Genomic DNA, 24,575 nt, shown 5'->3' with positions numbered 1-24,575 from the left:
CGATATCCGGCAGAACCGGGCGCGAAAGTGGACATGGCCCGCGCCGGCGTCCTATAATGGAGGGTATGTTGTCGCCGGCCGGTGCCGGCCTTAACGAAGGAAACGGGGCATCGCACATGAGGAAATTCAAGAAATTTTACATCGAAATCACAAGCGTCTGCAATTTGGCCTGCTCATTCTGCCCGCCGACGGAGCGGGCGAAAGGCTTCATCTCCGTCGAGGACTTCACCCGGACGCTGGAGCAGATCAAGCCGCACGCCGACCATATATATTTTCACGTCAAAGGCGAGCCGCTGCTGCATCCCAAGATCGATACCTTGCTCGACCTCGCCCACGAGCGCGGCTTCAAGGTGAATCTGACCTCGAACGGCACGCTGCTCCACAAGGCCGGACCGAAAGTTCTCGGCAAGCCGGCCCTCCGTCAGATCAACTTCTCGCTGCACAGCTTCGACGGCCACGAGGGCTCGGTCGACAAGGAAGGCTACATCGGCAAGGTGCTCGCGTTCGCGAAGGAAGCCGTCGCGGCGTCGGACGTGCTCATCTCGCTGCGGCTGTGGAATTTGACGGAGGATAACGCCACGAACGTCGCGCGGCAGCGCAATCAGGCGATTCTCGACCAGCTCGAGCGGACGTTCGGGCTCGAGTTCCGGATTCAGGACCACTATACGCGGGGCAAGGGCATCAAGCTCGCCGACCGCATCTACCTGAACCACGACCACGAGTTCAAATGGCCGGACCTGAAGGAGAAGGAAGACGAGAGCCGCGGCTTCTGCCACGGCCTGCGCAACCAGGCGGGCGTGCTCGTGGACGGCACCGTCATTCCCTGCTGCCTGGACGGCGAAGGCGTGATCGATCTCGGCAACATTCACCAAACCGCGTTCTCGGACATCATCGAGGGCGAGCGGGCGAAGCGCCTGTATGACGGCTTTTCCCGCCGCGAGGTGGTCGAAGAGCTGTGCCGCAAATGCGGTTATCGGCAGCGGTTCAGCATCTGAAGGAAAGAGGGTGCGTAACGATACATGGCATACACGACATCAAATCCCAATCGATCGGTCGTGCGGCTGGGGGATGATCGGAAGCTCCGGGTCCCGCTGTTCTACATCGCGGCCGCGATCCTGCTCGCCAAGCTGGCGCTGCTTCGCTACTTCCTGTTCGGCGAGATCAAATGGCCGCGGCTGTTCGCCGACGCGTCCGCGCTGCTCGTGCTCCTGTGCGCGCTGGAGCTCGCGACGCCGGCCCGGCTCAAGGCATGGGCCTACGGCGGCTTGAACCTGCTCGTGTCGCTCCTGTTTTTTTCGTCGGCCGTTTATTTCGAGCATTTCGGCTCGGTGCCGACGTACACGGCGCTCTATGAACTGCATCAAGTGACCAAGATTCAGGACAGCGTCGAATCGACGATCCGCTGGAGCCACTATTGGTTTTTCCCGGACATGCTGATCGGGCTCGCCGTGTGGATCGCCGCCGCGGCGGCCGCCAGACGCGGAAGCCGGGGCAGGGCGTTCCCCGCGGCGGCGCCGATGTACCGCGTCGCGCTGAGCGCGCTGTTCATCCTCTGCGTCGCGATGTCCGCACGGATCATCCACGTCGGCATGCCGATCGAGAACGAGCTCGTCGAAGCGGAGGACGAAGGCTTCCTGAATTACCAGGTGTCCGCGGCCATCAAGGCTGCCAAGGACAACAGCATCGCCTCCGAGGGCAACACGGCGGACTTCGTCAAGCAGGCGAAGGACCTGCAGGCGACGTACCCGTACAAGGACAAGCCGGGCGGCGCGCCCGCCTACTTCGGCTCGCAGAAGGGGAAGAACGTCATCGTTATCCAAATGGAGGCGTTCCAGAACTTCCCGATCCACTTGAAGCTGGGCGGCAAGGAAATTACGCCGGTGCTGAACGGGCTGGCAGACGGAGGCCTGTACTTCCCGCATATCTTCCAACAGATCGGTCAAGGCAATACGTCCGACGCGGAATTCATGTCCAACACGTCGATCTATCCGACCGCGAAAATCGCCATGTCGACCGGCTACGGCGACCGGAACCTGCCGAGCCTGCCGCGGCTGCTGCAGCAGAACGGCTACGCTGCCGACACGTTCCACGTCAACGACGTGACGTTCTGGGACCGCAACAAGCTGTACGCGGCGCTCAATTTTAACCGGTACTACGACAAGCCGTATTACAAGAACGACCGGTTCAACAGCTTCGGCGCATCGGATGAAGAGCTGTACCGGGTAGCCGTCGAGAAGCTCGGCGAGATCGCCAAGACCAAGCAGCCGTTCTACGGGCAGATGATCACGGTGTCGAGCCACTTCCCGTTCGACGTGCCGGCGGACCGCGCCAAGCTGACGCTGCCGGACAATCTGAAAGGGACGCAGCTCGGCAATTATTTGCTGGCCGTCAATTACACGGACTACGCGATCGGCACGCTGATCGACCGCCTGAAAGCGAGCGGCTTGTGGGATGATACCGTGCTCGTGCTGTACGGCGACCATTTCGGCCTGCAGCCGACGGACAACGACCCGGGCGCGGTCTCGAAGGCGCTCGGCGTTCCGTACGACCCGAAGGTGTCGCGCTTCAACATCCCGCTCATCATTCATCTGCCGGGCGAGCAGCAGGGCAAGGTGGTCGATCGGGTCGGCGGGCAGGTCGACATCATGCCGACGATCGCGAACCTCCTCGGGATCTCGCTCGAGCAGGCGAACTTCACCGCGTTCGGGCACGATCTGCTCAACATCGACCATAACGTCATCGGCTCGCGCTATTATTTGCCGACCGGCTCGTTCTTCAACGACAAGATTCTGTTCGTGCCGGGCAAAGGCTTCGACGACGGGACTGCCGTCGACCTGCGAACGCTGAAGCCGGTAACGGACTTGGCGCCGTACCGCAGGGACTACGACTACATCCTGAAGCTGATGGACGTGTCGGACAATTACGTCCGTTCGCTGCCGAAGCGCTAAGCCGAAGGAAAATGAGTCTTATGTGATAAAAGCTGATATGGCGATTGACAGGCCGGTATGCCGCCGTCGCGCCGTCCGTTCGCGCGTCACAAAGCCGCGTCCCGATGAGGACGCGGCTTTGTGGCGTTCGCGCCGCGAACCCCCCGGACTAGAAGGCGCTCGCGGTAGAAGCGTATAATAGAAGCGTCGGGGGTGAACGCGATATGGTGAAGAAAGGGTTGCTCATGCTCGGCGTTTTCCTGGTGCTGATCGCCGCTCTGGCGGGCGCGGGGCTGTGGTATGTCAAGCCGCAGGAGAAGCTCGATCTGGCGTACCAGACCGTAGCGCTGAAGCAGCGGGCGATCGATATGGCAAGAAACTTGAGCACGACGCTGACGCTCTCGGAAGCGGACGTCGACAACATCGCCAAGGCGTACATTGCATCCAATCCGCGTTACGGCCCGGACGTGACGGTGACCGGGGCGCGCTTCGACATCGAGGACGGCCGCATCGCCGCGCATTATAATTTCAAGGTGAAAAACCGGATTCCGGCCGGTATCGTCGTCTATTACCGCGTCCAATGGCGCGATCCGAATCTGGTGGCCGTCGTTGACGAAGCGAAGCTGAGGAGCCTGACGCTGCCGAAGCGCTATATCGGCGATATCGTCATTCCGCTCGGCAGCCGCGTGCCGAAGCCGATTCGCGTCCGTTCCGCGGCGATTCAAGGCGACAAGCTGGTCATTACGGTCAACAAGCCCACCTTGGCCGAGCTGACCCAGCTGCTGCGCCGGGAGCTCGGTTTATAGGCGGGCTTGAGATAGAGGGCGCAAGCGCCTCCGCGGGGTTAACGCAGTCTTGAGAGCAGCGGGCGGAGCGTGCCGATCATGAACGTGCCGACGGCGGCTTTGATGAAATCGCCGGCCAGGAACGGATAGCAGCCGCTTGTCATCGCGGCGCTGAAGCTCAGCTTCGCTTTGTAAGCCAGCCACGGCACGCCGCCGGCGTAGGCGAGCGCGACGCTGAACAGCACGAGGCTGAGGAACAGCAGGATATAGCCGCCGCGGTTCAGCTTCTTCGCGCGGGCGAACAGCCGGTCGCTGGCGAGCCCGATCAGCAGCGCGGATAGCGGGAACATCCATATGTAGCCGCCCGTCGCGCCGAAGATGACGGAGATGCCGCCGCTGCCGCCGAGAAGCGGCAGCCCGGCTGCCGTCAGCAGGACGACGATGAAGATGCTGAGGAAGCCGTAACCGGCGCCAAGCAGTCCGCCCGCGAGCATGACGGCGAGCGTTTGCAGCGTGATCGGCACGGCCGAGAACCACAGCGGCACCTTCACGAAGCTGAAGGCGACGAAGAGCGCGGCGAACAGAGCGGTGAAGACGACGCTGCGGATCCAGTCTGCGGAATCGGCGCGCTTGACGTCCGCGATGGCGGTTTGCGCGCTGTTGGTCGGTAAGGTAGTCATTGTCTTTTCTCCTCCTAAATGTTAACCTTGTTATCCGTGTGTGGTTAACAAATAGCATCATAGCATGGGAGTAAACTTTTGGGAAGAGGGAATTCTGGTTGGAAGATCGCGTTGAGCACAAATTGGTATTGGAGCACGTGACCATCCCGGGCGCGCCGGATTCGGGGGAGGCGGCGCCGCGGCTGGCAGACGTGCGTCTCGAGCTCGGGCCTGGGGAATGGGTCAACCTCGTCGGCTTGAACGGCAGCGGCAAATCGTCGCTCGCCCGGCTGCTTGCCGGCCTGGTCATCGACGGCGTGCAGGGCACGTGGAACCGCGGCTTCGCTGGCGCGCTGCCGTCGCCTTACGTCATGCAGCAGCCCGACGCGCAGCTGTTCGCGGAAACGCCGCGGGAGGAAATACGGTTCGCGCTGGAATGGCGCGGACTGCCGCCGGCGCGAATCGTAGCGGAATCGGAAGCGGTCTTAATCGAGACCGGCCTCCATGCCGTCGCGGACCTGACATGGGACAAGCTGTCCGGCGGCCAGCGCCAGCTGGCGGCCGTCGCCGCGGCTTCGGCGACGCGAACGCCGCTCATCGTCTTCGACGAAGCGACCTCGATGCTCGACGAGCAGTCGCGCCGGGGCGTGCGCGCCATCGCAGCCAAGCTGCACCGCGAGGGGACGGCGGTCGTGTGGGTGACGCAGCGGCTGCAGGAGCTGGGCGCCGGCGACCGGGTGGTCGCAATGGCAGCAGGCCGCGTCGCGTTCGACGGCAGCGGCGGACGGTTTTTGTACGGCGCCGGCTATCCGCTTGAGGTCGGCGCGGAGCAACCGCCGTGCGCGGCCTGCGGCCTGCGGCTGCCGTACGTCTCGCGGCTGGCACTCGAGCTGGCGCGCGCCGGCAGGCTGCGGCCGCCGTTCCCCGAGGCCGACGATGCGGACGGCTGGGCCGAGGCGTTGAGGCAGGTGACGGTGCGATGAACGGCATGCAATCGATATCGCTGCGTTTGCACGGGATCAGGCTCGTCGATGAAGCCGGCGCGCGGCCGGGGAGCGGCACCGCCGCAGCCGCCGACGTGCTGGAGCTGGCGCCAGGGACGATCACCGTGCTCGCGGGCGCGAATGGCGCGGGCAAGACCCGCCTCCTCGAGACGATCGCGGGGCTCCGCGAGCCCGCCGGACTGTCCGCTGCCTTCGGCGACGACGCGATGTGGCTGCGCAAGCGGACGTTAGGGCGGACGCGGCTCGTGCCGAATCCGCGCGCGCTGCTCGCCTACGCGTATGCCTGCCAATCGCCCGAAGAGCAGCTGTTTTTGCGGACCGTGCGGGAAGAGCTTCGCTACTCGCTTCGCCCGTACGCGCTGTCGGAAGCCGAGCTCGAGCGGCGGACGGACGCCGCCTTGCGGGCCGTCGATTGGGATCGCCGCTGGCTGGCGCGCGATCCGTACGCGATGAGCGGCGGGGAGCGGAGGCGCACGGCGCTCGCCTGCCTGTTCGCGCCGCCAGCGGCGTGGCTGCTGCTGGACGAGCCGACGGCCGGTCTCGACGCGGACGGCCACGAGCTGCTCGCGGAGCAGCTGCGCCGCCGCGCCTCGGAAGGGCAGGGCGTGCTCTTGATCTCGCACGAGAGCGACTGGGCATTCGCGCTCGCGGATCGCATCCTGCTGCTGCACGCGGACGGCGCCGTCCGCGCTTGCAGCCGAAGCGAGCTGCTCGCCAATCCGCAGTGGCTCGCCGAGGCGGGCATGGACGTGCCGGATTGGCTCAAGGTCGCGCGGATCGGGCTGGCGCTCGGCGCCCCCGAGGCCGCGGTTTGGGATCCGCGCGGGCTGGCCGGCGCGCTGGCGGCACTGCCGCCGGACGATGGCTTCGCCCGCGGGCACGCACAAGCGGCGGCTGCCGCCGGGGCCGCCGTCGCCGAAGTAGGCGTCTCGCCGCCCGAAGCGGCTGCTGCCGCGCCCGCGCCGCTGCCGTTCGCCCGCGCCGCGTCCATGCCTGCCCGGCAGCCGTTCCGGCTCCGGCCGGGCGCGGACGACGTCTCGCCGATCGCACGGTTCGACGCGCGCGCGGTCTGGCTGACGTACATCCTCGTCTCGACCGCGATCTTGAACGCGCGGGGCTGGACCGCCATCGGCGCGTCCGCGGCGCTGGCGGCGGCGGCAGTCTATTTCGGCCGCATCCCGCTTCGCCGCTGGAAAGGCGCGATCCGGGCGATCGCGACGTTCACGGTCGCCGTGTCGCTGTTCGCCGGCTTCGGCGGCGCGGCGGGAACCGCCGGTGCAGGGACCTCGGCCGGCGATGGCCCGTGGAACGCCGCCGCCGCGCTCGAGTCATTCCAGTCGCTCGTCCGGCCTTTCATCGTTATGCTGCTCGGCTTCGGCCTGCCGATCGCCGTGACGCCCTTACGGCTACGGCGCGCGCTGGAGCAGCTGTTCGCCCGGTTCGGCCGGATGCCGGCATGGGGCACGAAGCTGCTGCTGACGATTACGCTCCTGCTGCGCTTCGTGCCCGTGCTGCTCGCGGAATGGGAACGGTTCGCGCGGATCGCCGCGGCGCGCGGCAAGCGGACGGGCGGCTTCCTGCGCGGCGGCGTCCGGCGGATCGTCGAAACGGCGCTGCCGTTCATGCTGTCGCTGTTCCGGCTGGGCGACGCCGTGACCGACGCGCTCAAGAGCCGCGGCGTTGGCGCGCAGACGCATCCGACACTGCTGGCCGCCGAGGCCTGGCGGGCGCGCGATACGGTCCTCGTGCTCGGCGGCGCGGCCGTCTGCGCGATGATGTGGCTTTGAAAAATAGGAATTTCACCCGGAATGGGCTATTATAGGTTAGTAGATTCCGAAAGGAGGGGTCCGATTCGATGACGCAGCGACTGCAACCGAATCTCAACCGCACTTATATGTTAACATTGCTTGAAAGGCTGCTGAACACGCCGAGCCCGAGCGGCTTCTGCGACGCGATCATGAAGGTGATCGAAGCGGAAACGTCCAAGCTGGGCTATGAAATGACGCGGACGCCGAAGGGCAACGGCATCATCGCGATTCGCGGCGCGAATCCCGGCACTGACGGCGCGATCGCGCTGACCGCGCATGTTGACACGCTCGGCGCCATGGTCCGCTCGATCAAGCCGTCCGGGATGCTGCGGATGACGCCGGTCGGCGGCTACGCGATGGCGACGGTGGAAGGGGAATATTGCCTCGTACATACGCGGGACGGCCGCGCTTACGAAGGCACCGTTCTGACGACGATGCCCTCCGTCCACGTCTACGACGACGCGCGCGACCAGAAGCGGGTCGAAGCGAACATGGAGGTCCGTATCGACGAGCCGGTCAAGAACAAGGAAGACGTCCTGAAGCTCGGCATCGGCGTCGGTGATTTCATCTCGTGGGATCCGCGGACGCGCATCCTGCCGAACGGGCTCGTCAAGTCGCGGCATCTCGACGACAAGGCGAGCGTGGCGGCGCTGTTCACGCTGCTCGAATGGATGAAGCGCGAAGGCCGTACGCCGGAGCGCGACGTGAAGATCATCATTTCGACGTACGAGGAAGTCGGCCACGGCAGCTCGCACATCCCTCCGGACATCTCGGAGATGATCGCCGTCGACATGGGCGCGCTCGGCGAGGACCTGTCCGCGACGGAATACGACGTGTCGATCTGCGCGAAGGATTCGACCGGCCCGTACGACTACGCGATGACCTCGGCGCTGATCGCCCTCGCGAAGCGCGAAGGGATTCCGCACGCGGTCGACGTGTACCCGCATTACGGCTCCGACGCTTCCGCCGCGCTGCGGGGCGGAAGCAATATCCGGGCCGCGCTGATCGGCCCGGGCGTGCATGCGTCGCACGGCATGGAACGGACGCACGCGGACGCCGTCGCGAATACGGCCGCGCTGCTGGCGGCGTACTTGTTCGAACCGCGCGCCTGAAGCGTTACCCGTAAAATTACAAGTGGACAACCGCAAAACCGACATTATATGATGAATAGTGGGTGATTCGACATGACGACAGAGAACAACGTATCCAATTCCAACGAAACGCAGGGTACGCAGGAACAAGGAAACGTTTCGGAGGCCGAATTCCGGCAGGTCGTTCAAGCGCTGCATGAGAATGGCCTGCGGGCGCTCCGCTTCAAATTCGAAGACGAGCAAGTGGACGGACAAGTGTTGAATCACGAGGTTTACGGACCGATTTTTACCTTCAAAATCGAAACGAAGGACGGTGGCAAATACGCGACGGGCTTCTTCATGCGCGAGCTGCTGCATACGTTCCAAAACAACGAAGATCCGGCGCTGTGGATGTCTTCGTTCTTCTTCGAGCTGATGGAAGGCAACGAGGGCAAGGACAAGCTGCTGCCGATGCCGCCGCAATCGGAGGACGAAGCCAAGGCGCTGATCGACAACGTCATCGTGCCGTACTGCGCCAAGACGGTCCGCGAAGAGTTCCCGAACGAGCAGATCTACATCGACCTGGATTTGCACGAGGAGCACGGGCCGGTACTGGAAGCCGGGTTCACGGGCATCACCGACGGCAACAATATCTGCGCGCTGCCGCTGCACGTGCTGATCGCGCACTTCCTGCTCAACCGCGATCCGGCCGAGCCAATGATCCAAGGCTTGTACCGCATTCGTCAAGAGCACGGACTAGAAGCGTAATTGCGGTGCCGCTAAGCGGACATAGAAAAAAGCCTGAGCGATCAGGCTTTTTTCGTTGTTATCCTTCGTTTCCATTCAGCTTGCCCCCGTTGTTCGCCGAATGAGGCGAATGCGGAAGCCGTCCAGGCTACGCCTGCAGCGGATCGGCCGGGGCGGCTACGGCGGCTTCCTGCTTCTCCGCGCGCATGTACAGGACGAGGCCGACGATGATCAGCAGGCCGCCGAACAGCTGGAAGCCGGTAACCATCTCGCGGAACAGCAGCATGGCAAGCAGGCTGGCCCCGACGGGCTCGGCGAGCACCGTCATGGAGATCGTCGTCGGTTTGACATATTTCAGCAGCCAATTGAAAATCATATGCCCGAACACGGTCGGCACGACGGCCAGCAGCGCAAACACGAGCCATTCCTTGGCGGGATAGCCGGTCATGGGAATGCCCAAGGCGAAGTTGTAGCCGGCGAAGCAGGCCGCGGTAATTCCGAACACGATGAGGCTGTACAAGTACGACGGGAGCCGGCGCATGAGCTGCTTCGCGATCAGCATGTTGATGGCGACCGCCAGCGCGCCGAGGAACGAGAGCAGGTCGCCGAAGAACGCGCGCTGCGACAGCCCGACGTCCCCGGAGCCGATGCTGATCGCCCCGACGAGCGCGACGAGCATGCCGGCGACGGCGATTTTGGACGGCCGGTCCTTGAATATGAAGTAAGCGCCGACCATGACGAAGACCGGCTCCAGCGCGAGCAGGATGGTGGAGCTGGCAATCGACGTATACGTGAGCGAAGCCATCCACAACAGGAAATGAAGCGCGAGGAAGATGCCGGCTGCGATCAGCAGCAGCCAGTCTTTCCGGCTGATCGCGGTCAGCGTCTTCAGCTGCTTGCCGCCGAACGGGAGCAAGATCAGAAACGTAAAGAGCATCCGGTACATGCCCTGCACGGAGACGGGAGCGTCCGAGGCGCGGACTAGAATGGGCGCGAAGGAAATCGCGAGCATGCCGACGAGAAGCGGGATGGCCGGCGAGATCGCGGGTTTGGAGGATTGCGAAGATGACTGCACGATGATGGTCCTTTCTGCGGCTTAGCTGTAATGAGCGTCGAACGGAGTTCGGCATCCTTCATTATGCACCTCCGGGCTGGTCCAGGCAAGAGAAGAAGCGCGATTCGGCGGACCGCGTCAGGCTGGCCCAGCATTCGTCATAATGTTGCCATTTGTGATGCATGGCGAAGTCTGTTATCATTTTTTTTGAAAAAAGACGGGCAGCTCCGGCAAGGCGGGCTGCCGAGGGGGAGACGAGACTAATGGGCGTTCCGGCAGGAGTGTGGGTGTGCGCGGCGATCATCGCGGTGCTCGTGACGTGGATGACGATCTGGGTGACCAACAAAGCGTATTCCAAGCGATGGGAAGACTCCGGTATGGACAAGGAAAAGGACAACGGAGACCGCACCGGGTAACGGCCGGTCCGCTTGCCTTTTATCATGAACGGCTTGGACCGCAAGCATAAAAGCATCAGAGGAGGAATTAAGCATGGATACCCCTAACGCGCTTCCGGATGTGCGCGTGTCGCAGGTCTTCAACGCGTCGATCGACAAAGTATGGCGCGCCATATCCACGTCGGAAGGACTGGCCGCCTGGTTCATGCCGAACGACTTCGCGCCCGTCGTCGGCCATGAATTTCGGATCGATGCGGGCCCGTTCGGCATGCAGCCGTGCGTGGTCAAGGAGATCGAGCCGCCGTCGCGCATCGCGTTCCAATGGGGGACGGAATGGACGGTCACGATTCTGCTCGAAGACCAAGGCGATAACCGGACCGCCTGCACGCTCGTCCATGCCGGCTGGCGCGCGGACGGCATGACCGAATTCAATATGCCGCACGCGGCCGTGCGGGAACGGATGGGCGAGGGCTGGGTCGGCATAGCGGCCAAGCTCGGCGCCGTCGTCGAGGCTTGACATGCCGGCGCTGCCTTCCGGCAAGCACGAAGCCGGGCGGAGCTTGACCTCCTTGTGAAAACCCGTGGGTTTCGGACCGCGGGTTTTTCTGGTACCCTTTACATAGGACGAAAAGGAGGAATGTTCCATGTTATCCGCTGCGATTCAATACATTGGACAAGTCGGCGTCATCCTGAGCCGCAACGGCTTTAAACTGGCCGTCGACCCGTTCCTGAAGCCGGATGCGCCCGGCGGCCCGCCGACCGAGTGGGTCCGCGCCTACCCGCCGCCGGTGGATCCCCGCGATCTGACCGACTTGAACCTGGTGCTCGTCACTCACGAGCATGGCGATCATTTGGATCCCGTCACGCTGCGCGCCATCGCGGAGGCTTCGCCCGGCTGCAAGTTCGCCGGTCCGGACGTCTGCGCCCGCATCCTGGTCGAGAAGGGCATTCCCGCGGAGCGCGTCATCAGCCTGCGGCACGGCGAGGCGTTCCCGTGCGAGGGCGGATTGACGATTCATCCCATCCCGGCGTGGCACGAGACGCGCATCGTGGACGCCGAGGGCTGGGACCGCTTCCTTGGGTATATGTTCGACTGGGACGGCATTACGATCTACCACGCCGGCGATACGCTCGTCGACGAGGTGCTAGTCGCTGCCTTGAGGCCGTTCCGGATCGACATCGGCATGCTGCCGATCAACGGGCGGGACCTGTTCCGCAACCGGCGCAGCATCGACGGCAACATGAACGCGCGCGAGGCGGCCGAGCTCGCGGCGGACGTCGGCATGGATTACGTCGTGCCGCTGCATTTCGATCTGTATATGAACAACAGCGAGGGCATCGTCGGCTTCGTCGGCGAGCTGTTCAACCGGTTCCGCGGGCAGAAATATCACATCTTCCAGCCTGGGGAAGTGTGGGTCTACGTCAAGACGAACGAGATTTGAACGCCGCCTTGGCGCGGCCGATGGGAGACTGCTTGCCGGAGGCTTAAGTTTTACGAATGATCTGCTTGCATAATTGAGAGGAGCGATAAGTGATGAAATACCGCAAATTGGGACGGACGGGACTCGAAGTGTCCGTCATCGGCGTCGGCACGTGGCAGTTCGGCGGCGAATGGGGCCAGCAGTTCGCGCAGGCCGAAGCCGACGCGATCCTGGACCGGGCCGCCGAGCTCGGCATTAACCTGATCGATACGGCGGAATGCTATGGCGACCATCTGTCGGAGTCGCTGATCGGCGACTACTTGTCCCGCCGCAAGCGCGAGGACTGGATCGTGGCGACGAAGTTCGGCCACCATTTTCACGAACGGTTCACGCGAACGGACGATTTCTCGCCCGCGGACGTCGTCCGCCAGCTGGACGCGTCGCTGAAGGCGCTCAAGACCGATTACGTCGACCTGTACCAATTCCATTCCGGTCCGGACGCGGTCTTCGACAACGACGAGCTGTGGGCGGTACTGAACGAACAGAAGCAGGCCGGCAAAATCCGGCATCTCGGCACGTCCATCGGCAGCAATGCCAATGTCCATCAGACGGACGCGTCGACACGGGTCGGCTCCGAGGTGATCCAGGTCGTGTACAACCGCCTGGATCAAGTGCCTGAGGAGGCTGTGTTCCCGTCCTGCATCCGCCAAGACCTCGGCGTGCTGGCGCGGGTGCCGCTCGCGAGCGGGTATTTGAGCGGGAAGTACAAGCCGGACGCCGTCTTCGACAAGACCGACGTCCGCCATCGGCACGACCGCGAGAGCACCGTCAAGAAGCTCGAGGAGGTGCAGCGCATCGCGGCCGAAGAGGTGCCGCAGGGTGTCGACATGGCGGCCTGGGCGCTCGCCTGGTGCCTGAAGCATCCGGCCGTCACGGCCGTCATTCCGGGCTGCAAGAGCCCGGAGCAGGTCAACTCCAACGCCAGCGTGGTCGCGCTGCTGGAGGACGGCCATCCGCAGGACGTAAGCCGCTGATCGGACGGAAGCGCAGCGATTTCGCGGGCTGTGCCCCTAGCGCCCTTTGCGCTTCTAGCGCCGCGTGCATCGCAAGCCGTGTATGCCGCGGGGGTCGCAGGCGCTTCCGGCCCGAAACGAACGATGCCGATCACGATAAACCGTTCCCCGAGGGGAGCGGTTTTCTTGTATTCGCGGCACTTGAGGCCGAGCAGAATCGACAAGCAGCGAGCGAGACCGGCAGCACCCGCGTCTTGGCCGGAACGGCGGCATCCGGGGGCTTTTCGGTTCCCGCGGCGAAACGGCCGAGGCAGCTCCTGTGCGCCTTCATGGCAGAAACTTCCATCCAAGCGGGAGCCGCAAAATAATATTGCTGATCTCTGGTTCAGAGTGGTAGTTTAGTAGATACCAGGCAATTTACGAGACGCGGGGAGGTTGAAGGACGGTACATGAAGGCTTTAGGATGGACACGCCGGCTGGCGGCGCTGTTGGCTTTGGCTTCGGTCGGATGGGCTTCTCCCGTCCATGCGGAGACGGCGGACGAGGCGCGGCCCGAGCTGGCCTCCGAAGCGGCCGTGCTGATCGAAGCCAAGACGGGAACCGTCTTGTACGCGCGCAATGCGGAGAAGCAAGAATATCCGGCCAGCATCACGAAGATCGTTACGGGCATCGTCGCGATCGAGGACGAGCGGGATATGTCAGCGACGGTCACGGTCTCGAAGGAAGCGCGCGGCGAGGACGGGACGCGCGTTTATTTGGCGGAAGGCGAGAAGCTGCCGCTGCTGAATTTGCTCTACGGCATGCTCATGAACTCCGGCAATGACGCGGCGACGGCCATCGCGGAGTACGTCGACGGCTCGAAGGCGAAGTTCGCGGAGCGGATGAACGAATTCGCGAAGGACAAGATCGGCGCGGCGAATACCCATTTCGTCAATCCGAGCGGGCTGCCGGACCCCCGGCAATACACGACGGCGATGGACATGGCGAAGATCACGCGGTACGCGATGCAAAACGAGCTGTTCCGCACGATCGTCGGCACGAGGCGCATGCCCTGGAACGGCCAGGAGTGGAAGTCGGAGCTGATCAACCATAACGAAATGCTCGGCCAGTACGAAGGGACGACGGGCGTCAAGAACGGCTATACGGGCGATGCCGGCTTCACGCTCGTCACGTCGGCGAAGCGAGACGGCATGGAGCTGATCGGCGTGCTGCTGAAATCGCCGTCGAAGTCGCTGCTGTACCAAGACATGACGAAGCTGCTGGACTATGGGTTCCGGCAGTTCGAGCTGCAGCGGGTATCGGCCGCGAATCCCGCCTATCCGCTCGCGGCCGAGGCGAATTTTGTCCAGACGGGTCCAATGTACGCGGCGGTGCCGAAGGGCGAGACGCCGGCCGTATCCGTCGCGCCGGACGGCACGGTGACCGTACGAACCTCGCTCGGCGACGCCGAGGCAGGGCGGCTGCAGCCGTCGGTCCCGTCGCTTGCGGCCATCGCGGCGCGTTATCCCGCGGTTAAGGCGGCGGCGCTTCACGCGGACGGCAACAAGCGCGCGCCGGAGCCGGGAGCGGTCACGAAAGCGGAAATATTCGTCGTATGGATCGGCATGCTCATCTACCTCGGCCTGATCGCGGCCATCCGCGCGAAACGTCAGCGGCTGGAGCGGGAACGCAGCTTCTAGCGGCTGCCCGAAAATGTTTCCGGGCAGAGGTAAATCGGACACAGGCGGCGTATATATAGCATGTAACCGTATCCAAAACGAGGAGATGGTAGCGATGAAACTATCGGTGGAACAGTCGGCCGCACGTTGGTATATTAGGGAAATGGATTTGTCGGACGGCGATCATTTGCGCATATTCGTCAGGCTTGGCGGCAGCGGCAGCGTTCAACCGGGCTATTCGCTCGGCGTGATGAAGGACATCCCCCGGAACCCGGGAATCAAGGACGTCGTGGAAGGCATCACGTTTTATATGGAGTCGGACAATCTATGGTTTCTGGAAGACCGGGAGCTGATCATCCGGTTCATGGAGCAGGAAGACGACATCTCGATGGATATCGAATGAATGTGAAATCGACTACTTAAATCGGCGCGAGAAGATTCCCGGCCCGAGAAACGGAGCGACAGACGTGAAGCTGTACCACTTCAGCGAAAATCCCGACATCCGCCGGTTCGTCCCGCGGCAGCTGCCCTACCGGCTGCACGAGCCGCCCATGGTATGGGCGATCGACGAGCGCCGCGCTTACAACTATTATTTTCCGAGGGACTGCCCTCGGGTGTGCTATTGGACGGAAGCGGAGACGACCGCCGAGGACCGGGAGCGGTTCTTCGGCTTTTCCAATGCAAGCCATATCGTCGCCGTGGAGGCCTGCTGGCTGGACCGTATCCGGGACGTGAAGCTGTACCGCTACGCGTTCGAGCCCGGGCCGTTCGAATCGTACGACGGCAACGCGGGTTATTACGTCGCGCGCCAGGCGGTCGAACCGGCGTCGTTGGAGCGGCTGGACGACTGCCTCGGCTTGCTGGCGGCGGCCGGCATCGAAGTCCGCGTCACGCCGTCGCTCCATCCGCTCAAGGACGCGCTTCCGTCGTCGACGGTGAACTTCTCGATGATCCGCATGGCGAACACGCGGCCCGAGCCGTGAACCGGCGAGCGGACGCCCGCCCTTGCCCTGGGGGGCGGATGCCCACTATAATGGTTCCATGAAGCCGGCAAGGACGTGAAGCAGCATGGATTTCAAAAAATACAAGACGTTTCAGGTCGTCGCGGACACGCTCAACCTGACGCATGCCGCCGCCCGGCTCGGGTATACGCAGCCGACGATCAGCCTGCAGCTGCAATCGCTCGAGCAGGAGCTCGGCGTGACGCTGCTCGGCCGAAGCGGTAAAAAGACGTTTTTGACGCCGGCCGGCAAGCTTGTCAAGCAATACGTGGACCAAACGTTCGCGCTGATGGAGGAGATGGAGGCCGAACTTCGCAAGCTGGAGCATCCGCACGGACTCCTGACCGTGGCCGCGCCCGAATTTTACTGCACCCAATACTTATCGCTCATCCTGCATTCGTACATTGCCGAGAACCCCGACGTCAAGCTGCAGCTGTTCTCTTGCGACAGCAACGACGCTATGAAGAAGGTCGCCGCGAATGAAGCGGATCTGGCCATCATCGCCGGGCCGTGCAATTCGCCGCAGATGGAGACCGTGCCGCTCGGATGGGAGGATCTCGTCCTCGTGACGACGCCGGAGCTCATGGAGCGGCATGAGCTGTCCGAATTGCTGGAGACGTACCCGTTCATCACATACAAGTCCGGATCCAACATTCAGCGGCTCGTGAACGAATGCCTGCTCGACTACGGCTTCGCGCCGGACAAATACATCGAATGCGTCTCGGACGAGACGATCAAGCGCACGGTGCTCTACAACACCGGGATTGCCCTGCTCGGGGCGGCCCTCGTCGAAGAAGAGCTGCGCAAAGGAACGCTTGCGGAGATTCACCGGTTTCCGCGTAAGATTGAGACGAATATGGTCATTCTCAAGAAAAGGAGCGCAGAACAAAACATTCGTTCTTTCGCGGACATCGTCCAGCGGATATGGAAGGAATGGGACTGACGCGGATTTTTCGCGAGACGCTTCCCCTGTCGGCTTCGGCCGGCGGGGGTTATTCGCGCTGCGGCGGCGTTCATCGCTCATCATTGCGATTTTTAATCGTAACCATTGGATTATTCAATTTTTTTCGCAAAAATCGCTATGCTACAATTAGGAAGACAGTTTGAAGAAGGAGTGCTGCATATGAACGCGGTAAAGAAAACGGACATCTCGGTAATCGGCGTACCGCTGCATTATGGTGCGGATCGCAAAGGCGTGGATTTGGGGCCGGACGCGATTCGGGGAGCTCGCCTTCATGAACGGCTGCAAGCGCTCGGCTACGCCGTCGCAGACTTGGGCGACCTGCAGGTGAATCGGACGCTGCAGCCCCCGGTGCCGGGCGAGAAGCTCAAATATTTATCCGAAATCGCGCGGGTGAACGAGGAGCTGTACGCCGCCGTCGCGGCCGAAATGGGCAAAGGCCGGTTTCCGCTCGTGCTCGGAGGCGACCACAGCATCGCGATCGGCACGATCAAAGGCGTGCTGTCGCACGTGAAGCGGCTCGGCGTCATCTGGTTCGATGCGCATACCGACGTGAACACGGCGGAGACGACGGAGTCCGGCAACATCCACGGCATGTCGCTCGCGGCCGCGCTCGGCTACGGCCATCCCGATCTCGTCTCCATCGGCGGGGCGGACGTGAAGCTTCGTCCTGAGAACGTCGTCATCATCGGCGCGCGGTCCATCGATCCCGGTGAACGGGCGTTTCTGAAGGAGAAGGGCGTCAACGTGTTCACGATGCACGACATCGACAAGCACGGCATGAAGCAGGTCATGGAAGACGCGCTGGACATCGTTTCGAACGGCACGGACGGCGTGCATCTCAGCCTCGACCTGGACAGCATGGATCCGGGGGACGCGCCGGGCGTCGGCACGCCGGTCACAGGCGGCATGTCATACCGGGAATGCCACTTCGCGATGGAGCTCCTCTATGAGCGGCAGCTGCTCGTGTCAGTGGAGGTCGTGGAAGTGAACCCGATGCTGGACCACCATAACAAGACGGCCGTGGCGGCGGTGGAACTGATCGGCTCGGCGTTCGGCGAGCGAATCCTGTAAGGCCGGCCGGCGACAGCCGGGCGAGCGAAAAAAAACGACAGAACTGAGAGGAGCGTGACGGGGTGACGAACGAGACAACCCGCATCATTGAACAGACGGAGCGCTTCGGAGCGCGCAACTATCATCCGCTGCCGATCGTAATCGCGAAGGCGGAGGGCGTATGGGTCGAGGATCCCGAAGGCAACCGCTACATGGATATGCTGAGCGCGTATTCCGCGCTGAACCACGGCCATCGCCATCCGCGCATCGTGGAGGCATTGAAGGAGCAGGCCGACAAGGTTACATTAACGTCCCGCGCGTTCCACAACGAGCGGCTGGGCGAATTCTACGAGAAGCTGAGCCGTCTGACGGGCAAAGATATGATTCTGCCGATGAACACGGGTGCAGAGGCGGTCGAAACGGCGGTCAAGGCGGTCCGCCGCTGGGCGTACGACGTGAAGGGCGTGCCGGAGGACCAAGCGGAAATCATCGTCTGCGACGGCAATTTCCACGGGCGGACGGTCACCGTGACGTCGTTCTCCTCCTCCGACGAGTACAAACGGGGCTTCGGGCCGTTCACGCCGGGCTTCCGGATCGTACCTTACGGCGACCTGGAGGCGCTGCAGGCGGCGATCACGCCTAATACGGCGGCGTTCCTCGTGGAGCCGATCCAGGGCGAGGCCGGCATCGTCATGCCGCCGGCCGGGTATCTGAAAGCGGCAAGCGAGCTTTGCCGCGCCCATAACGTCTTGCTCGTCGCCGACGAGATCCAGACGGGCTTCGGCCGCACCGGCCGCGTGTTCGCGTGCGACTGGGAAGGCGTCGTCCCGGACATGTACGTCCTGGGCAAGGCGCTCGGCGGCGGCGTGTTCCCGATCTCGGCGGTCGCGGCGGACACGGCGGTGCTCGGCGTGTTCGAGCCGGGCTCGCACGGGTCGACGTTCGGCGGCAATCCGCTCGGCTGCGCGGTCGCAGTCGCGGCGCTGGATGTGCTCGAGGAGGAGGAGCTGGTGAAGCGCTCCGACGAGCTGGGCACGTATTTCATCAACTTGCTGCGCGGCATCGGCAGCCCGGCGATCAAGGACATCCGCGGACGCGGGCTATTCATCGGCCTGGAACTGCACGGAGAGGCGCGGCCGTACTGCGAGCGGCTGAAGACGCTCGGCCTCTTGTGCAAGGAAACGCACGAGACGACGATCCGCTTCGCGCCGCCGCTGACGATCGAGAAGGAACAGCTCGACTGGGCGTTCGAGCGGATCGCGCAGCTGTTCGCCTGACGGCCGTTCCGGATGCGTTGCTGCGGTCTGCTAGCCGCGAAGAAGCGGAGAGCTTAAGACGACGACAATAAAAAAGCGTGAGAGGTGGCGTAAGTACGATGGCGGAAACCAAGCGGGAGACGGATACGATGCGCGAGACGGAATCGACGAAGAAGCTGAGCCTGATCCAAGTTCCGTTCGGCTTGGGCACCGGCAGGCCGGGCAGCGAAGCGGCGCCGGAATCGATGCTGCAGGCAGGGCTGCTCCGGCAGCTTCGCAAGACCGACTTCGTCGTAGCGTCGGAGTCGAACATCGAAGGCGGGATGGACGCCGGGGCGCCTGCGGACGAGAATCGCCGCGGCGCGGCCAAGCACCTGCCCGTGGTGCTGGAGACGGGCAGGCGGGTCGCGGCTGAGGTCGCGGGCGCCGCGGGCCGCGGCGAGCTGCCGCTCGTGCTCGGCGGCGACCGCAGCGTGACGATCGGCGTGTTGGCGGGATTGGCCGCCGCCGGGAAGCGCGCGGGCGTCATCTATTTCGACGCGCACGCCGGGCTGAACACGGAGGCGGCGAGCCCGACTGGCGGCATAGGCAGCATGGCCTTGGCCGCGGCACTCGGCCTCGCGAAGCCGGACGCGCGCGACTTCGCGGACGGGCTGGACGGCCCGGCCATCGACAAGCGCCGCGTCGTGCTGATCGGCGTGCGCGACGTCGAGCCGGAGGAGCGGGCGCTCATCCGCGCCGAAGGCATCGAAGTCTTCACGATGCACGAAGTCGACCGGATGGGCATCGAGGCGGTCATCCGCCGCGCGGTCGCCATCGCCGGCGAAGGAACTGACGGCATCCACGTCAGCTTCTCTGCGGATTGTCTCGATCCGCTCGAGGCGCCTGGCGTCGCGCTGCAGGTGCCGGGCGGCTTGACGTATCGGGAGGCGCACTTCGCCTGCGAACTGCTGGCGGAGACGGGGCACGTGGCGTCCATTGACGTGGTGGAGGTCAACCCGCTGCTGGACGAGAGCCGGCGCACGTCCCGGCTGGCGGTTGGGCTGATCGCTTCCCTGCTGGGCAAACGAATCCTGTAAGCCAACGACAGCCGCAGCGTTGTCGCGATTCCGAGAATCGCGCGCGCAGCGGCTGTTATCGTGAGGACGCTATTCGAGGCCGAGCTCCTTCAGCTTGTTGTACAGCGTGCCGCGGGAGATGCCGAGCCGCTTGGCGGCCGCGCTCTTGTTGCCGGCCGTCCGGGCGAGCGCATCGCGGATGAGCCGCAGCTCCTCCGACGGGCTGGCGCTCGCTTTGAGCGGCTTAAGGTCCGCGGCCGCGGATCCGTCTGCGCCGCCCGTCTCGGCGTCATCGACGGTGTCCGCTCCGGCGGGGGGCTCCGCTTCCAGGCTCGGCTGGCGCGCCTGCAGCGCCGGAGGGAGCTGCTCCATCGTAACGTAATCGCCGTCGCACAGGATGGCGCAGCGCTCGACGACGTTGCGCAGCTCCAGGATATTGCCCGGCCAGTCGTAGTTCGCGAAAGCGAGCATGACTTCCGGCGACAGCGCCGGCAGCGGCTTCCGGTACTGCAGCGAGAATTGCTTCAAGTACATCTGCAGCATCGCGGGGATGTCTTCCCGCCGTTCGCGAAGCGGAGGCAGCGTAACGGACACGACGTTCAGCGCGTAATACAGGTCCGCGCGGAAGACGCCTTCGCGCACCAGTGCGTCCAAGTCGGCCGTCGACGCGGCGACGATGCGTGCGCGGGCGGCAATCGGCCGGTTCCCGCCGAGCCGCCGGAACGTCTCCTGCGAGAGGTACCCGTACAGCTTCGCCTGCAGCTCGAGAGGCATCCGTTCGATTTCGTTAATGAACAGCGTGCCGTCCTTGGCCTGCTCGAGCAGGCCCGGCTGGCCGCCTTCGCTGCCGGTGAACGCGCCGCCCCGGAAGCCGAACAGCTCCGTCTCCAGCAGGCCGGCGGGCACGATGCCGCAGTTCGCGGTCAGGAACGCTTCTCCTGCGCGCGGACTGTAGCCGTGAATGATCTGGGCCAGCTGCTCCTTGCCGGTTCCGCTTTCGCCGAGCAGCAGCACCGGCGTGTCCGCGGCGGCGACTTTCTTCGCCCACTGCATGACGCGTCCGAGCGCGAGCCCGCGGCCTTTCGCGAACGAGAACAGGCCCGGATCGGCGGCCTTGTATTGATGGGAGAGCGAATGCGCGGACGTCAGCTGCTCGTTCAGCTTGACGAGCTGCGTAATGTCCTGCTCGGCGGCGATGCCGCCGATGATCTCGCCTCTCGGGCCGCGGACCGGCGAAGCGCTGATGAGCACGTGCGTGCCTTTCCGCGGACGGTGGTAGGCGTTGCGGATGAGCCGACCTTCGTCGAGCATTTTGAGTACCATGAGCGTTTCCGTCTCGAAATGCTCGCCGATGCGCCTGCCGACGATGTCCTCGCGCGGCAGGGCGTAGATCTCTTCGGCGACCGGATTCCAGCAGATGACCTCGCCGCTCCGGTCCACGACCGTTACCGCGTCGGTGACCGTATCGGACAGCGACTCGAAGTACGCCTGCCACCGCCTTCGCTCGTCGAGCGCGAAGGCGAGCAGCGCGTCCGCCGCGATATAACCGGCCCAGCTGCCATCCGGCCGCTGCGCGAGCAGCGCTCTGCCTCCGCCGAGCGATTCGGCCTCCAAGGCCAAGAAGGCTTCGGCGGCCGAGTGGTCCGGCTCGAGCCGGACCACTCGGCAGAGGTACGGCGAACCGGACAGCAGCGAGGCCGCCGGCTCCGCGGGCTGGCCGGCGAAGACCGTCTCCAGGAAAGCGGCGTCGGGCGGCAGCAGAAGGACGGCTTGCGGCCCGCCGGTCTGCCCGGATGGCACAACGACGGCTTCCCCGCGCTTCAGGACCGGGAGCAGCTCGCCGATCGTCGCGGCGGGTTCTGCCGCCGTCAAGGGACCTTGAAGGGAAAGCTGTTCAACGTTGAACATATTTGTTCGTCTCCGCATCTATGTAAGGTATGACTGTAATCTACCATGAAAGCCGTTCGGATTCAACGAACCGCGTTTTTCGAAGCTGTGTTTACTTGTTCATTTCCGTGAATAACAATTAATTTTAGACAAATATATGTTCAGTGATTGAAATTGATTGTATAATTAGAATCGGAAATTGAACAACTATGTACAAACCATTGGAGGTTTGCCGGCATGGACCTGCTTTTGAAAAACCTGTTCCAAACGCTCGGCAAAAGCCGCTCCGCGAACCGCTTGGCCAAGAAATACGGTCTGCGCTTCGGCGCGGGCCGCTTCGTTGCCGGCGAAACGATCCGGCAGGCGATCGACGCCGTGCGCAAGCTCAACGACGAGGGCCGGATGGCAACGCTCGATCATCTTGGCGAATTCGTGTTCAGCGCGGAGGAGGCGGAGCAATCCGCGGACATGTGCCTGCAGACGCTCGACGCGATCGCGGATTCGGGTGTCCGGTCGAACCTGTCGCTCAAAATGACGTCACTCGGCCTCGATATCGACCGGGAGCTGTGCGTCGGCCATATGAAGCGCATTCTGAACCGCGCGCGGATGCACGGCAATTTTGTCCGCATCGATATGGAGGATTACGCGCACTGCCAGGTTTCGCTCGATATTTACCGCGAATTGCGGCGGGAATACGACAACGTGGGAATTGTGCTGCAAGCGTATCTGTTCCGGACGGAGCAGGACGTACAAGATTTGAATGCCCTTCAGGCGAACCTGCGGCTCGTGAAAGGGGCGTACAAGGAGTCGCCGAGCGTCGCGTTTCCCGAGAAGAAGGACGTCGACGAGAACTTGAAACGGATCATCCGGCTGCACCTGCTGAACGGCAACTACGCCGCCGTGGCGAGCCACGACGAAGCGATCGTCGCCTATGCGAAATCGCTCGCCGAGCAGCACGGGATTAGCCGGGACATTTTCGAGTTCCAGATGCTGTACGGCATTCGGGAGGATCTGCAGAAGCGTCTCGTCGACGAAGGTTACCGCGTCCGCGTCTACGTGCCATACGGCATCGACTGGTTCGGTTATTTCATGCGGCGGCTGGCGGAACGCCCCGCGAACGTCTGGTTCGTCCTGAAGAACATGCTGAAAAAATAGATCCCGGGTGGGAGAGGAGAATGGCTATGACGACAATGCCAATCAACGAGATTAAGCCGTACGCGAACGAACCTTTCACGGATTTCGGCAAGCCGGAGAACGTCGAGGCGATGAAGGAGGCGATCGCGAAGATCAAATCCGATCTGGGACGTAACTACCCGCTGAACGTCGGCGGCCAGAAGATCGAGACGGAAGCGAAAATGACGTCGATCAATCCGGGGAACGTCGACGAAGTCATCGGCTACGTCAGCAAGGCGGACCGCGATATCGCCGAACGCGCGATGCAGGTTGCGCTCGAGACGTTCGAGACGTGGAAAAAGGTGCTGCCGCGCGAACGTGCGGAATACCTGTTCAAAGCGGCGCAGCTGATGCGCGAGCGCAAGCACGAATTCTCGGCGCTGATGCTGCTCGAATCCGGCAAGAACTACGTCGAGGCCGATGTGGATACGGCCGAGGCGATCGATTTCATGGAGTTTTACGCCCGCGAAATGATCCGCCTGAGCACGATCGACGAGACGATGCCGCTCGCGAAGATTCCGGGCGAAGACAACCGGCTGACGTACATTCCGCTCGGCGTCGGGGTCGTCATCCCGCCTTGGAACTTCCCGCTCGCGATCTGCGTCGGCATGACGACGGCCGCGATCGTCTCGGGCAACACCGTCCTGCTGAAGCCGGCCTCGACGACGCCGGTCATCGCCCATAAATTCGTCGCACTGATGGAAGAGGTAGGCCTGCCGGCCGGCGTCATCAACTACATTCCGGGCAGCGGCGCCGAAGTCGGCGATTTCCTGACGACGCATCCGAAGACGCGCTTCGTCAGCTTCACGGGCTCGAAGGAAGTCGGGCTGCGCATCAACAAGCTGGCGGCGGATACGGCGCCGGGCCAGATCTGGATCAAGCGCGTCGTGGCGGAGATGGGCGGCAAGGACGGCATCGTCGTCGACGAGACGGCCGATCTGGATGCAGCTGCGGCGGCCATCGTGGCATCGGCGTTCGGCTTCCAAGGGCAGAAGTGCTCCGCAGGCTCCCGCGCCATCATCGTGGAATCGGTCTACGACGAGGTCGCGGAGCGGGTCGTCCGGCTGACAGAGCAGCTGCAGGTCGGCCTGCCGGAGCATAATTTCGCCGCCGGCCCCGTCATCGACAACGTCTCCTATGCCCGCATCCTCGACTACATCGAAGTCGGCAAGGGAGAAGGCACGCTCCTGACGGGAGGCTCCAAAGCGCCGGGCAACGGCTATTACATCCAGCCGACCGTGTTCGGCGACGTCGACAGGAAGGCACGCATCATGCAGGAAGAGATTTTCGGGCCGGTACTGGCGCTCGCCAAGGCGAAGGACTGGCGCGAAGCGATCGACATCTACAACGATACGGAATTCGGCCTGACGGGCTCGTATTTCTCCACCGACGAGGACCGGATCGCCGAAGCGCTGGAAACCGTGCACTGCGGCAACCTGTACATCAACCGCAAATGCACCGGCGCGCTTGTCGGCGTGCATCCGTTCGGCGGCTTCAATATGTCCGGCACGGATTCCAAAGCCGGCGGCTACGACTACCTGCTGCTCTTCACGCAGGCGAAGCTCACGTCCCGCAAAGCGTAAGCAGGCTGCGCGGCCCCCAGAACGAAGCGTTGGGGGCCGCTTTTCCGCGCGAGGATGGAAGC

23 protein-coding genes are annotated in these 24,575 nt (G+C 63.4%); 20 read left to right on the top strand and 3 right to left on the bottom strand.

What is annotated here, in order from left to right:
* Positions 1-116: 116 nt before the first annotated feature.
* The 3 genes from ACFPB1_RS13680 (at position 117) to ACFPB1_RS13670 (ending at position 3,733) form a co-directional block, all read left to right on the top strand.
* Complete coding sequence (locus ACFPB1_RS13680) at positions 117-995, top strand: radical SAM/SPASM domain-containing protein (RefSeq protein WP_379226111.1); 879 nt, start codon at positions 117-119, stop codon at positions 993-995.
* 24 nt (positions 996-1,019) lie between these two features.
* Entirely contained in the window at positions 1,020-2,948 is a 1,929-nt protein-coding gene (locus ACFPB1_RS13675; RefSeq protein WP_379226109.1) for an LTA synthase family protein, read from the top strand.
* 203 nt (positions 2,949-3,151) lie between these two features.
* Positions 3,152-3,733 carry a hypothetical protein gene (locus tag ACFPB1_RS13670; RefSeq protein WP_379226107.1) on the top strand — a complete coding sequence of 194 codons (582 nt, stop codon included), beginning with the start codon at positions 3,152-3,154 and terminating at the stop codon, positions 3,731-3,733.
* 38 nt (positions 3,734-3,771) lie between these two features.
* On the opposite strand, the gene ACFPB1_RS13665 is transcribed toward ACFPB1_RS13670, so the two are convergent.
* Positions 3,772-4,392, bottom strand: a complete 621-nt coding sequence (locus ACFPB1_RS13665) for a biotin transporter BioY (protein WP_379226105.1) — start codon at positions 4,390-4,392, stop codon at positions 3,772-3,774.
* A 98-nt stretch (positions 4,393-4,490) separates the two neighbouring features.
* Here ACFPB1_RS13665 and ACFPB1_RS13660 point away from each other — a divergent pair, with 98 nt between their 5' ends.
* The 4 genes from ACFPB1_RS13660 to ACFPB1_RS13645 all read left to right on the top strand — a co-directional run bounded on the left by ACFPB1_RS13660 (position 4,491) and on the right by ACFPB1_RS13645 (position 9,021).
* The gene (locus ACFPB1_RS13660; protein ID WP_379226103.1) at positions 4,491-5,354 is read left to right on the top strand and encodes an energy-coupling factor ABC transporter ATP-binding protein; all 864 of its coding nucleotides are present in this window, start codon (positions 4,491-4,493) and stop codon (positions 5,352-5,354) included.
* Positions 5,351-7,162 carry an ATP-binding cassette domain-containing protein gene (locus tag ACFPB1_RS13655; protein ID WP_379226101.1) on the top strand — a complete coding sequence of 604 codons (1,812 nt, stop codon included), beginning with the start codon at positions 5,351-5,353 and terminating at the stop codon, positions 7,160-7,162. The genes ACFPB1_RS13660 and ACFPB1_RS13655 overlap by 4 nt, the downstream gene beginning before the upstream one ends.
* Before the next feature lie 68 nt (positions 7,163-7,230).
* The gene (locus ACFPB1_RS13650; RefSeq protein ID WP_379226099.1) at positions 7,231-8,295 is read left to right on the top strand and encodes a M42 family metallopeptidase; all 1,065 of its coding nucleotides are present in this window, start codon (positions 7,231-7,233) and stop codon (positions 8,293-8,295) included.
* A 72-nt stretch (positions 8,296-8,367) separates the two neighbouring features.
* The gene (locus ACFPB1_RS13645; RefSeq protein ID WP_379226097.1) at positions 8,368-9,021 is read left to right on the top strand and encodes a hypothetical protein; all 654 of its coding nucleotides are present in this window, start codon (positions 8,368-8,370) and stop codon (positions 9,019-9,021) included.
* A 127-nt stretch (positions 9,022-9,148) separates the two neighbouring features.
* Here ACFPB1_RS13645 and ACFPB1_RS13640 read toward each other — a convergent pair whose 3' ends face one another.
* Positions 9,149-10,075: a DMT family transporter gene (locus ACFPB1_RS13640; RefSeq protein ID WP_379226095.1), complete on the bottom strand. Its 927-nt coding sequence runs from the start codon at positions 10,073-10,075 to the stop codon at positions 9,149-9,151.
* A 242-nt stretch (positions 10,076-10,317) separates the two neighbouring features.
* Here ACFPB1_RS13640 and ACFPB1_RS13635 point away from each other — a divergent pair, with 242 nt between their 5' ends.
* The 11 genes from ACFPB1_RS13635 (at position 10,318) to rocF (ACFPB1_RS13585) (ending at position 19,891) form a co-directional block, all read left to right on the top strand.
* Positions 10,318-10,470 carry a hypothetical protein gene (locus ACFPB1_RS13635; protein WP_379226092.1) on the top strand — a complete coding sequence of 51 codons (153 nt, stop codon included), beginning with the start codon at positions 10,318-10,320 and terminating at the stop codon, positions 10,468-10,470.
* Between the two features lie 73 nt (positions 10,471-10,543).
* The gene (locus tag ACFPB1_RS13630; protein WP_379226090.1) at positions 10,544-10,966 is read left to right on the top strand and encodes an SRPBCC family protein; all 423 of its coding nucleotides are present in this window, start codon (positions 10,544-10,546) and stop codon (positions 10,964-10,966) included.
* Positions 10,967-11,093: 127 nt separating this feature from the next.
* Positions 11,094-11,891 carry an MBL fold metallo-hydrolase gene (locus ACFPB1_RS13625; RefSeq protein ID WP_379226088.1) on the top strand — a complete coding sequence of 266 codons (798 nt, stop codon included), beginning with the start codon at positions 11,094-11,096 and terminating at the stop codon, positions 11,889-11,891.
* A gap of 92 nt (positions 11,892-11,983) precedes the next feature.
* A complete protein-coding gene (locus ACFPB1_RS13620) occupies positions 11,984-12,904 on the top strand; it encodes an aldo/keto reductase (RefSeq protein ID WP_379226086.1) in 921 nt (306 codons plus the stop codon).
* A gap of 428 nt (positions 12,905-13,332) precedes the next feature.
* Entirely contained in the window at positions 13,333-14,562 is a 1,230-nt protein-coding gene (locus tag ACFPB1_RS13615) for a D-alanyl-D-alanine carboxypeptidase family protein (protein ID WP_379226084.1), read from the top strand.
* Positions 14,563-14,656: 94 nt separating this feature from the next.
* The gene (locus tag ACFPB1_RS13610) at positions 14,657-14,944 is read left to right on the top strand and encodes a HesB/YadR/YfhF family protein (RefSeq protein ID WP_379226082.1); all 288 of its coding nucleotides are present in this window, start codon (positions 14,657-14,659) and stop codon (positions 14,942-14,944) included.
* Positions 14,945-15,008: 64 nt separating this feature from the next.
* Entirely contained in the window at positions 15,009-15,524 is a 516-nt protein-coding gene (locus ACFPB1_RS13605; protein WP_379226080.1) for a DUF6886 family protein, read from the top strand.
* An 85-nt stretch (positions 15,525-15,609) separates the two neighbouring features.
* Entirely contained in the window at positions 15,610-16,485 is an 876-nt protein-coding gene (locus ACFPB1_RS13600) for a LysR family transcriptional regulator (RefSeq protein ID WP_379226078.1), read from the top strand.
* Positions 16,486-16,665: 180 nt separating this feature from the next.
* Positions 16,666-17,577 carry an arginase gene (rocF, locus tag ACFPB1_RS13595; RefSeq protein WP_379226076.1) on the top strand — a complete coding sequence of 304 codons (912 nt, stop codon included), beginning with the start codon at positions 16,666-16,668 and terminating at the stop codon, positions 17,575-17,577.
* A 62-nt stretch (positions 17,578-17,639) separates the two neighbouring features.
* Complete coding sequence (locus ACFPB1_RS13590; protein WP_379226074.1) at positions 17,640-18,833, top strand: ornithine--oxo-acid transaminase; 1,194 nt, start codon at positions 17,640-17,642, stop codon at positions 18,831-18,833.
* 98 nt (positions 18,834-18,931) lie between these two features.
* On the top strand, positions 18,932-19,891 hold the full coding sequence (rocF, locus tag ACFPB1_RS13585) for an arginase (protein WP_379226072.1): 960 nt from the start codon (positions 18,932-18,934) through the stop codon (positions 19,889-19,891).
* A gap of 69 nt (positions 19,892-19,960) precedes the next feature.
* Here rocF (ACFPB1_RS13585) and ACFPB1_RS13580 read toward each other — a convergent pair whose 3' ends face one another.
* Complete coding sequence (locus ACFPB1_RS13580; protein WP_379226070.1) at positions 19,961-21,778, bottom strand: sigma-54 interaction domain-containing protein; 1,818 nt, start codon at positions 21,776-21,778, stop codon at positions 19,961-19,963.
* Between the two features lie 216 nt (positions 21,779-21,994).
* On the opposite strand from ACFPB1_RS13580, the gene ACFPB1_RS13575 reads away from it, so the two are divergent.
* Positions 21,995-22,912: a proline dehydrogenase family protein gene (locus tag ACFPB1_RS13575; protein WP_379226068.1), complete on the top strand. Its 918-nt coding sequence runs from the start codon at positions 21,995-21,997 to the stop codon at positions 22,910-22,912.
* A 26-nt stretch (positions 22,913-22,938) separates the two neighbouring features.
* Positions 22,939-24,513, top strand: a complete 1,575-nt coding sequence (gene pruA / locus ACFPB1_RS13570; RefSeq protein ID WP_379226066.1) for an L-glutamate gamma-semialdehyde dehydrogenase — start codon at positions 22,939-22,941, stop codon at positions 24,511-24,513.
* The last annotated feature ends 62 nt before the right edge of the window (positions 24,514-24,575 follow it).

Origin of the sequence: Paenibacillus sp. GCM10023250 (assembly GCF_042653205.1) — a bacterium.
In the GTDB taxonomy this organism is placed as follows: Bacteria; Bacillota; Bacilli; order Paenibacillales; family Paenibacillaceae; genus Paenibacillus_Z.
Note: the sequence above shows the minus strand (reverse complement) of the source record. Positions and strands in the feature narration are given on the sequence as shown.

What these genes read in the sequence shown, in the direction of transcription:
- ACFPB1_RS13680 (WP_379226111.1), top strand. Translation starts at nt 117, where the DNA reads ATGAGGAAATTCAAGAAATTTTACATCGAAATCACAAGCGTCTGCAAT.
- ACFPB1_RS13675 (WP_379226109.1), top strand. Translation starts at nt 1,020, where the DNA reads ATGGCATACACGACATCAAATCCCAATCGATCGGTCGTGCGGCTGGGG.
- ACFPB1_RS13670 (WP_379226107.1), top strand. Translation starts at nt 3,152, where the DNA reads ATGGTGAAGAAAGGGTTGCTCATGCTCGGCGTTTTCCTGGTGCTGATC.
- ACFPB1_RS13665 (WP_379226105.1), bottom strand. Translation starts at nt 4,392, where the DNA reads ATGACTACCTTACCGACCAACAGCGCGCAAACCGCCATCGCGGACGTC.
- ACFPB1_RS13655 (WP_379226101.1), top strand. Translation starts at nt 5,351, where the DNA reads ATGAACGGCATGCAATCGATATCGCTGCGTTTGCACGGGATCAGGCTC.
- ACFPB1_RS13650 (WP_379226099.1), top strand. Translation starts at nt 7,231, where the DNA reads ATGACGCAGCGACTGCAACCGAATCTCAACCGCACTTATATGTTAACA.
- ACFPB1_RS13645 (WP_379226097.1), top strand. Translation starts at nt 8,368, where the DNA reads ATGACGACAGAGAACAACGTATCCAATTCCAACGAAACGCAGGGTACG.
- ACFPB1_RS13635 (WP_379226092.1), top strand. Translation starts at nt 10,318, where the DNA reads ATGGGCGTTCCGGCAGGAGTGTGGGTGTGCGCGGCGATCATCGCGGTG.
- ACFPB1_RS13630 (WP_379226090.1), top strand. Translation starts at nt 10,544, where the DNA reads ATGGATACCCCTAACGCGCTTCCGGATGTGCGCGTGTCGCAGGTCTTC.
- ACFPB1_RS13625 (WP_379226088.1), top strand. Translation starts at nt 11,094, where the DNA reads ATGTTATCCGCTGCGATTCAATACATTGGACAAGTCGGCGTCATCCTG.
- ACFPB1_RS13620 (WP_379226086.1), top strand. Translation starts at nt 11,984, where the DNA reads ATGAAATACCGCAAATTGGGACGGACGGGACTCGAAGTGTCCGTCATC.
- ACFPB1_RS13615 (WP_379226084.1), top strand. Translation starts at nt 13,333, where the DNA reads ATGAAGGCTTTAGGATGGACACGCCGGCTGGCGGCGCTGTTGGCTTTG.
- ACFPB1_RS13610 (WP_379226082.1), top strand. Translation starts at nt 14,657, where the DNA reads ATGAAACTATCGGTGGAACAGTCGGCCGCACGTTGGTATATTAGGGAA.
- ACFPB1_RS13600 (WP_379226078.1), top strand. Translation starts at nt 15,610, where the DNA reads ATGGATTTCAAAAAATACAAGACGTTTCAGGTCGTCGCGGACACGCTC.
- rocF (WP_379226076.1), top strand. Translation starts at nt 16,666, where the DNA reads ATGAACGCGGTAAAGAAAACGGACATCTCGGTAATCGGCGTACCGCTG.
- rocF (WP_379226072.1), top strand. Translation starts at nt 18,932, where the DNA reads ATGGCGGAAACCAAGCGGGAGACGGATACGATGCGCGAGACGGAATCG.
- ACFPB1_RS13580 (WP_379226070.1), bottom strand. Translation starts at nt 21,778, where the DNA reads ATGTTCAACGTTGAACAGCTTTCCCTTCAAGGTCCCTTGACGGCGGCA.
- ACFPB1_RS13575 (WP_379226068.1), top strand. Translation starts at nt 21,995, where the DNA reads ATGGACCTGCTTTTGAAAAACCTGTTCCAAACGCTCGGCAAAAGCCGC.
- pruA (WP_379226066.1), top strand. Translation starts at nt 22,939, where the DNA reads ATGACGACAATGCCAATCAACGAGATTAAGCCGTACGCGAACGAACCT.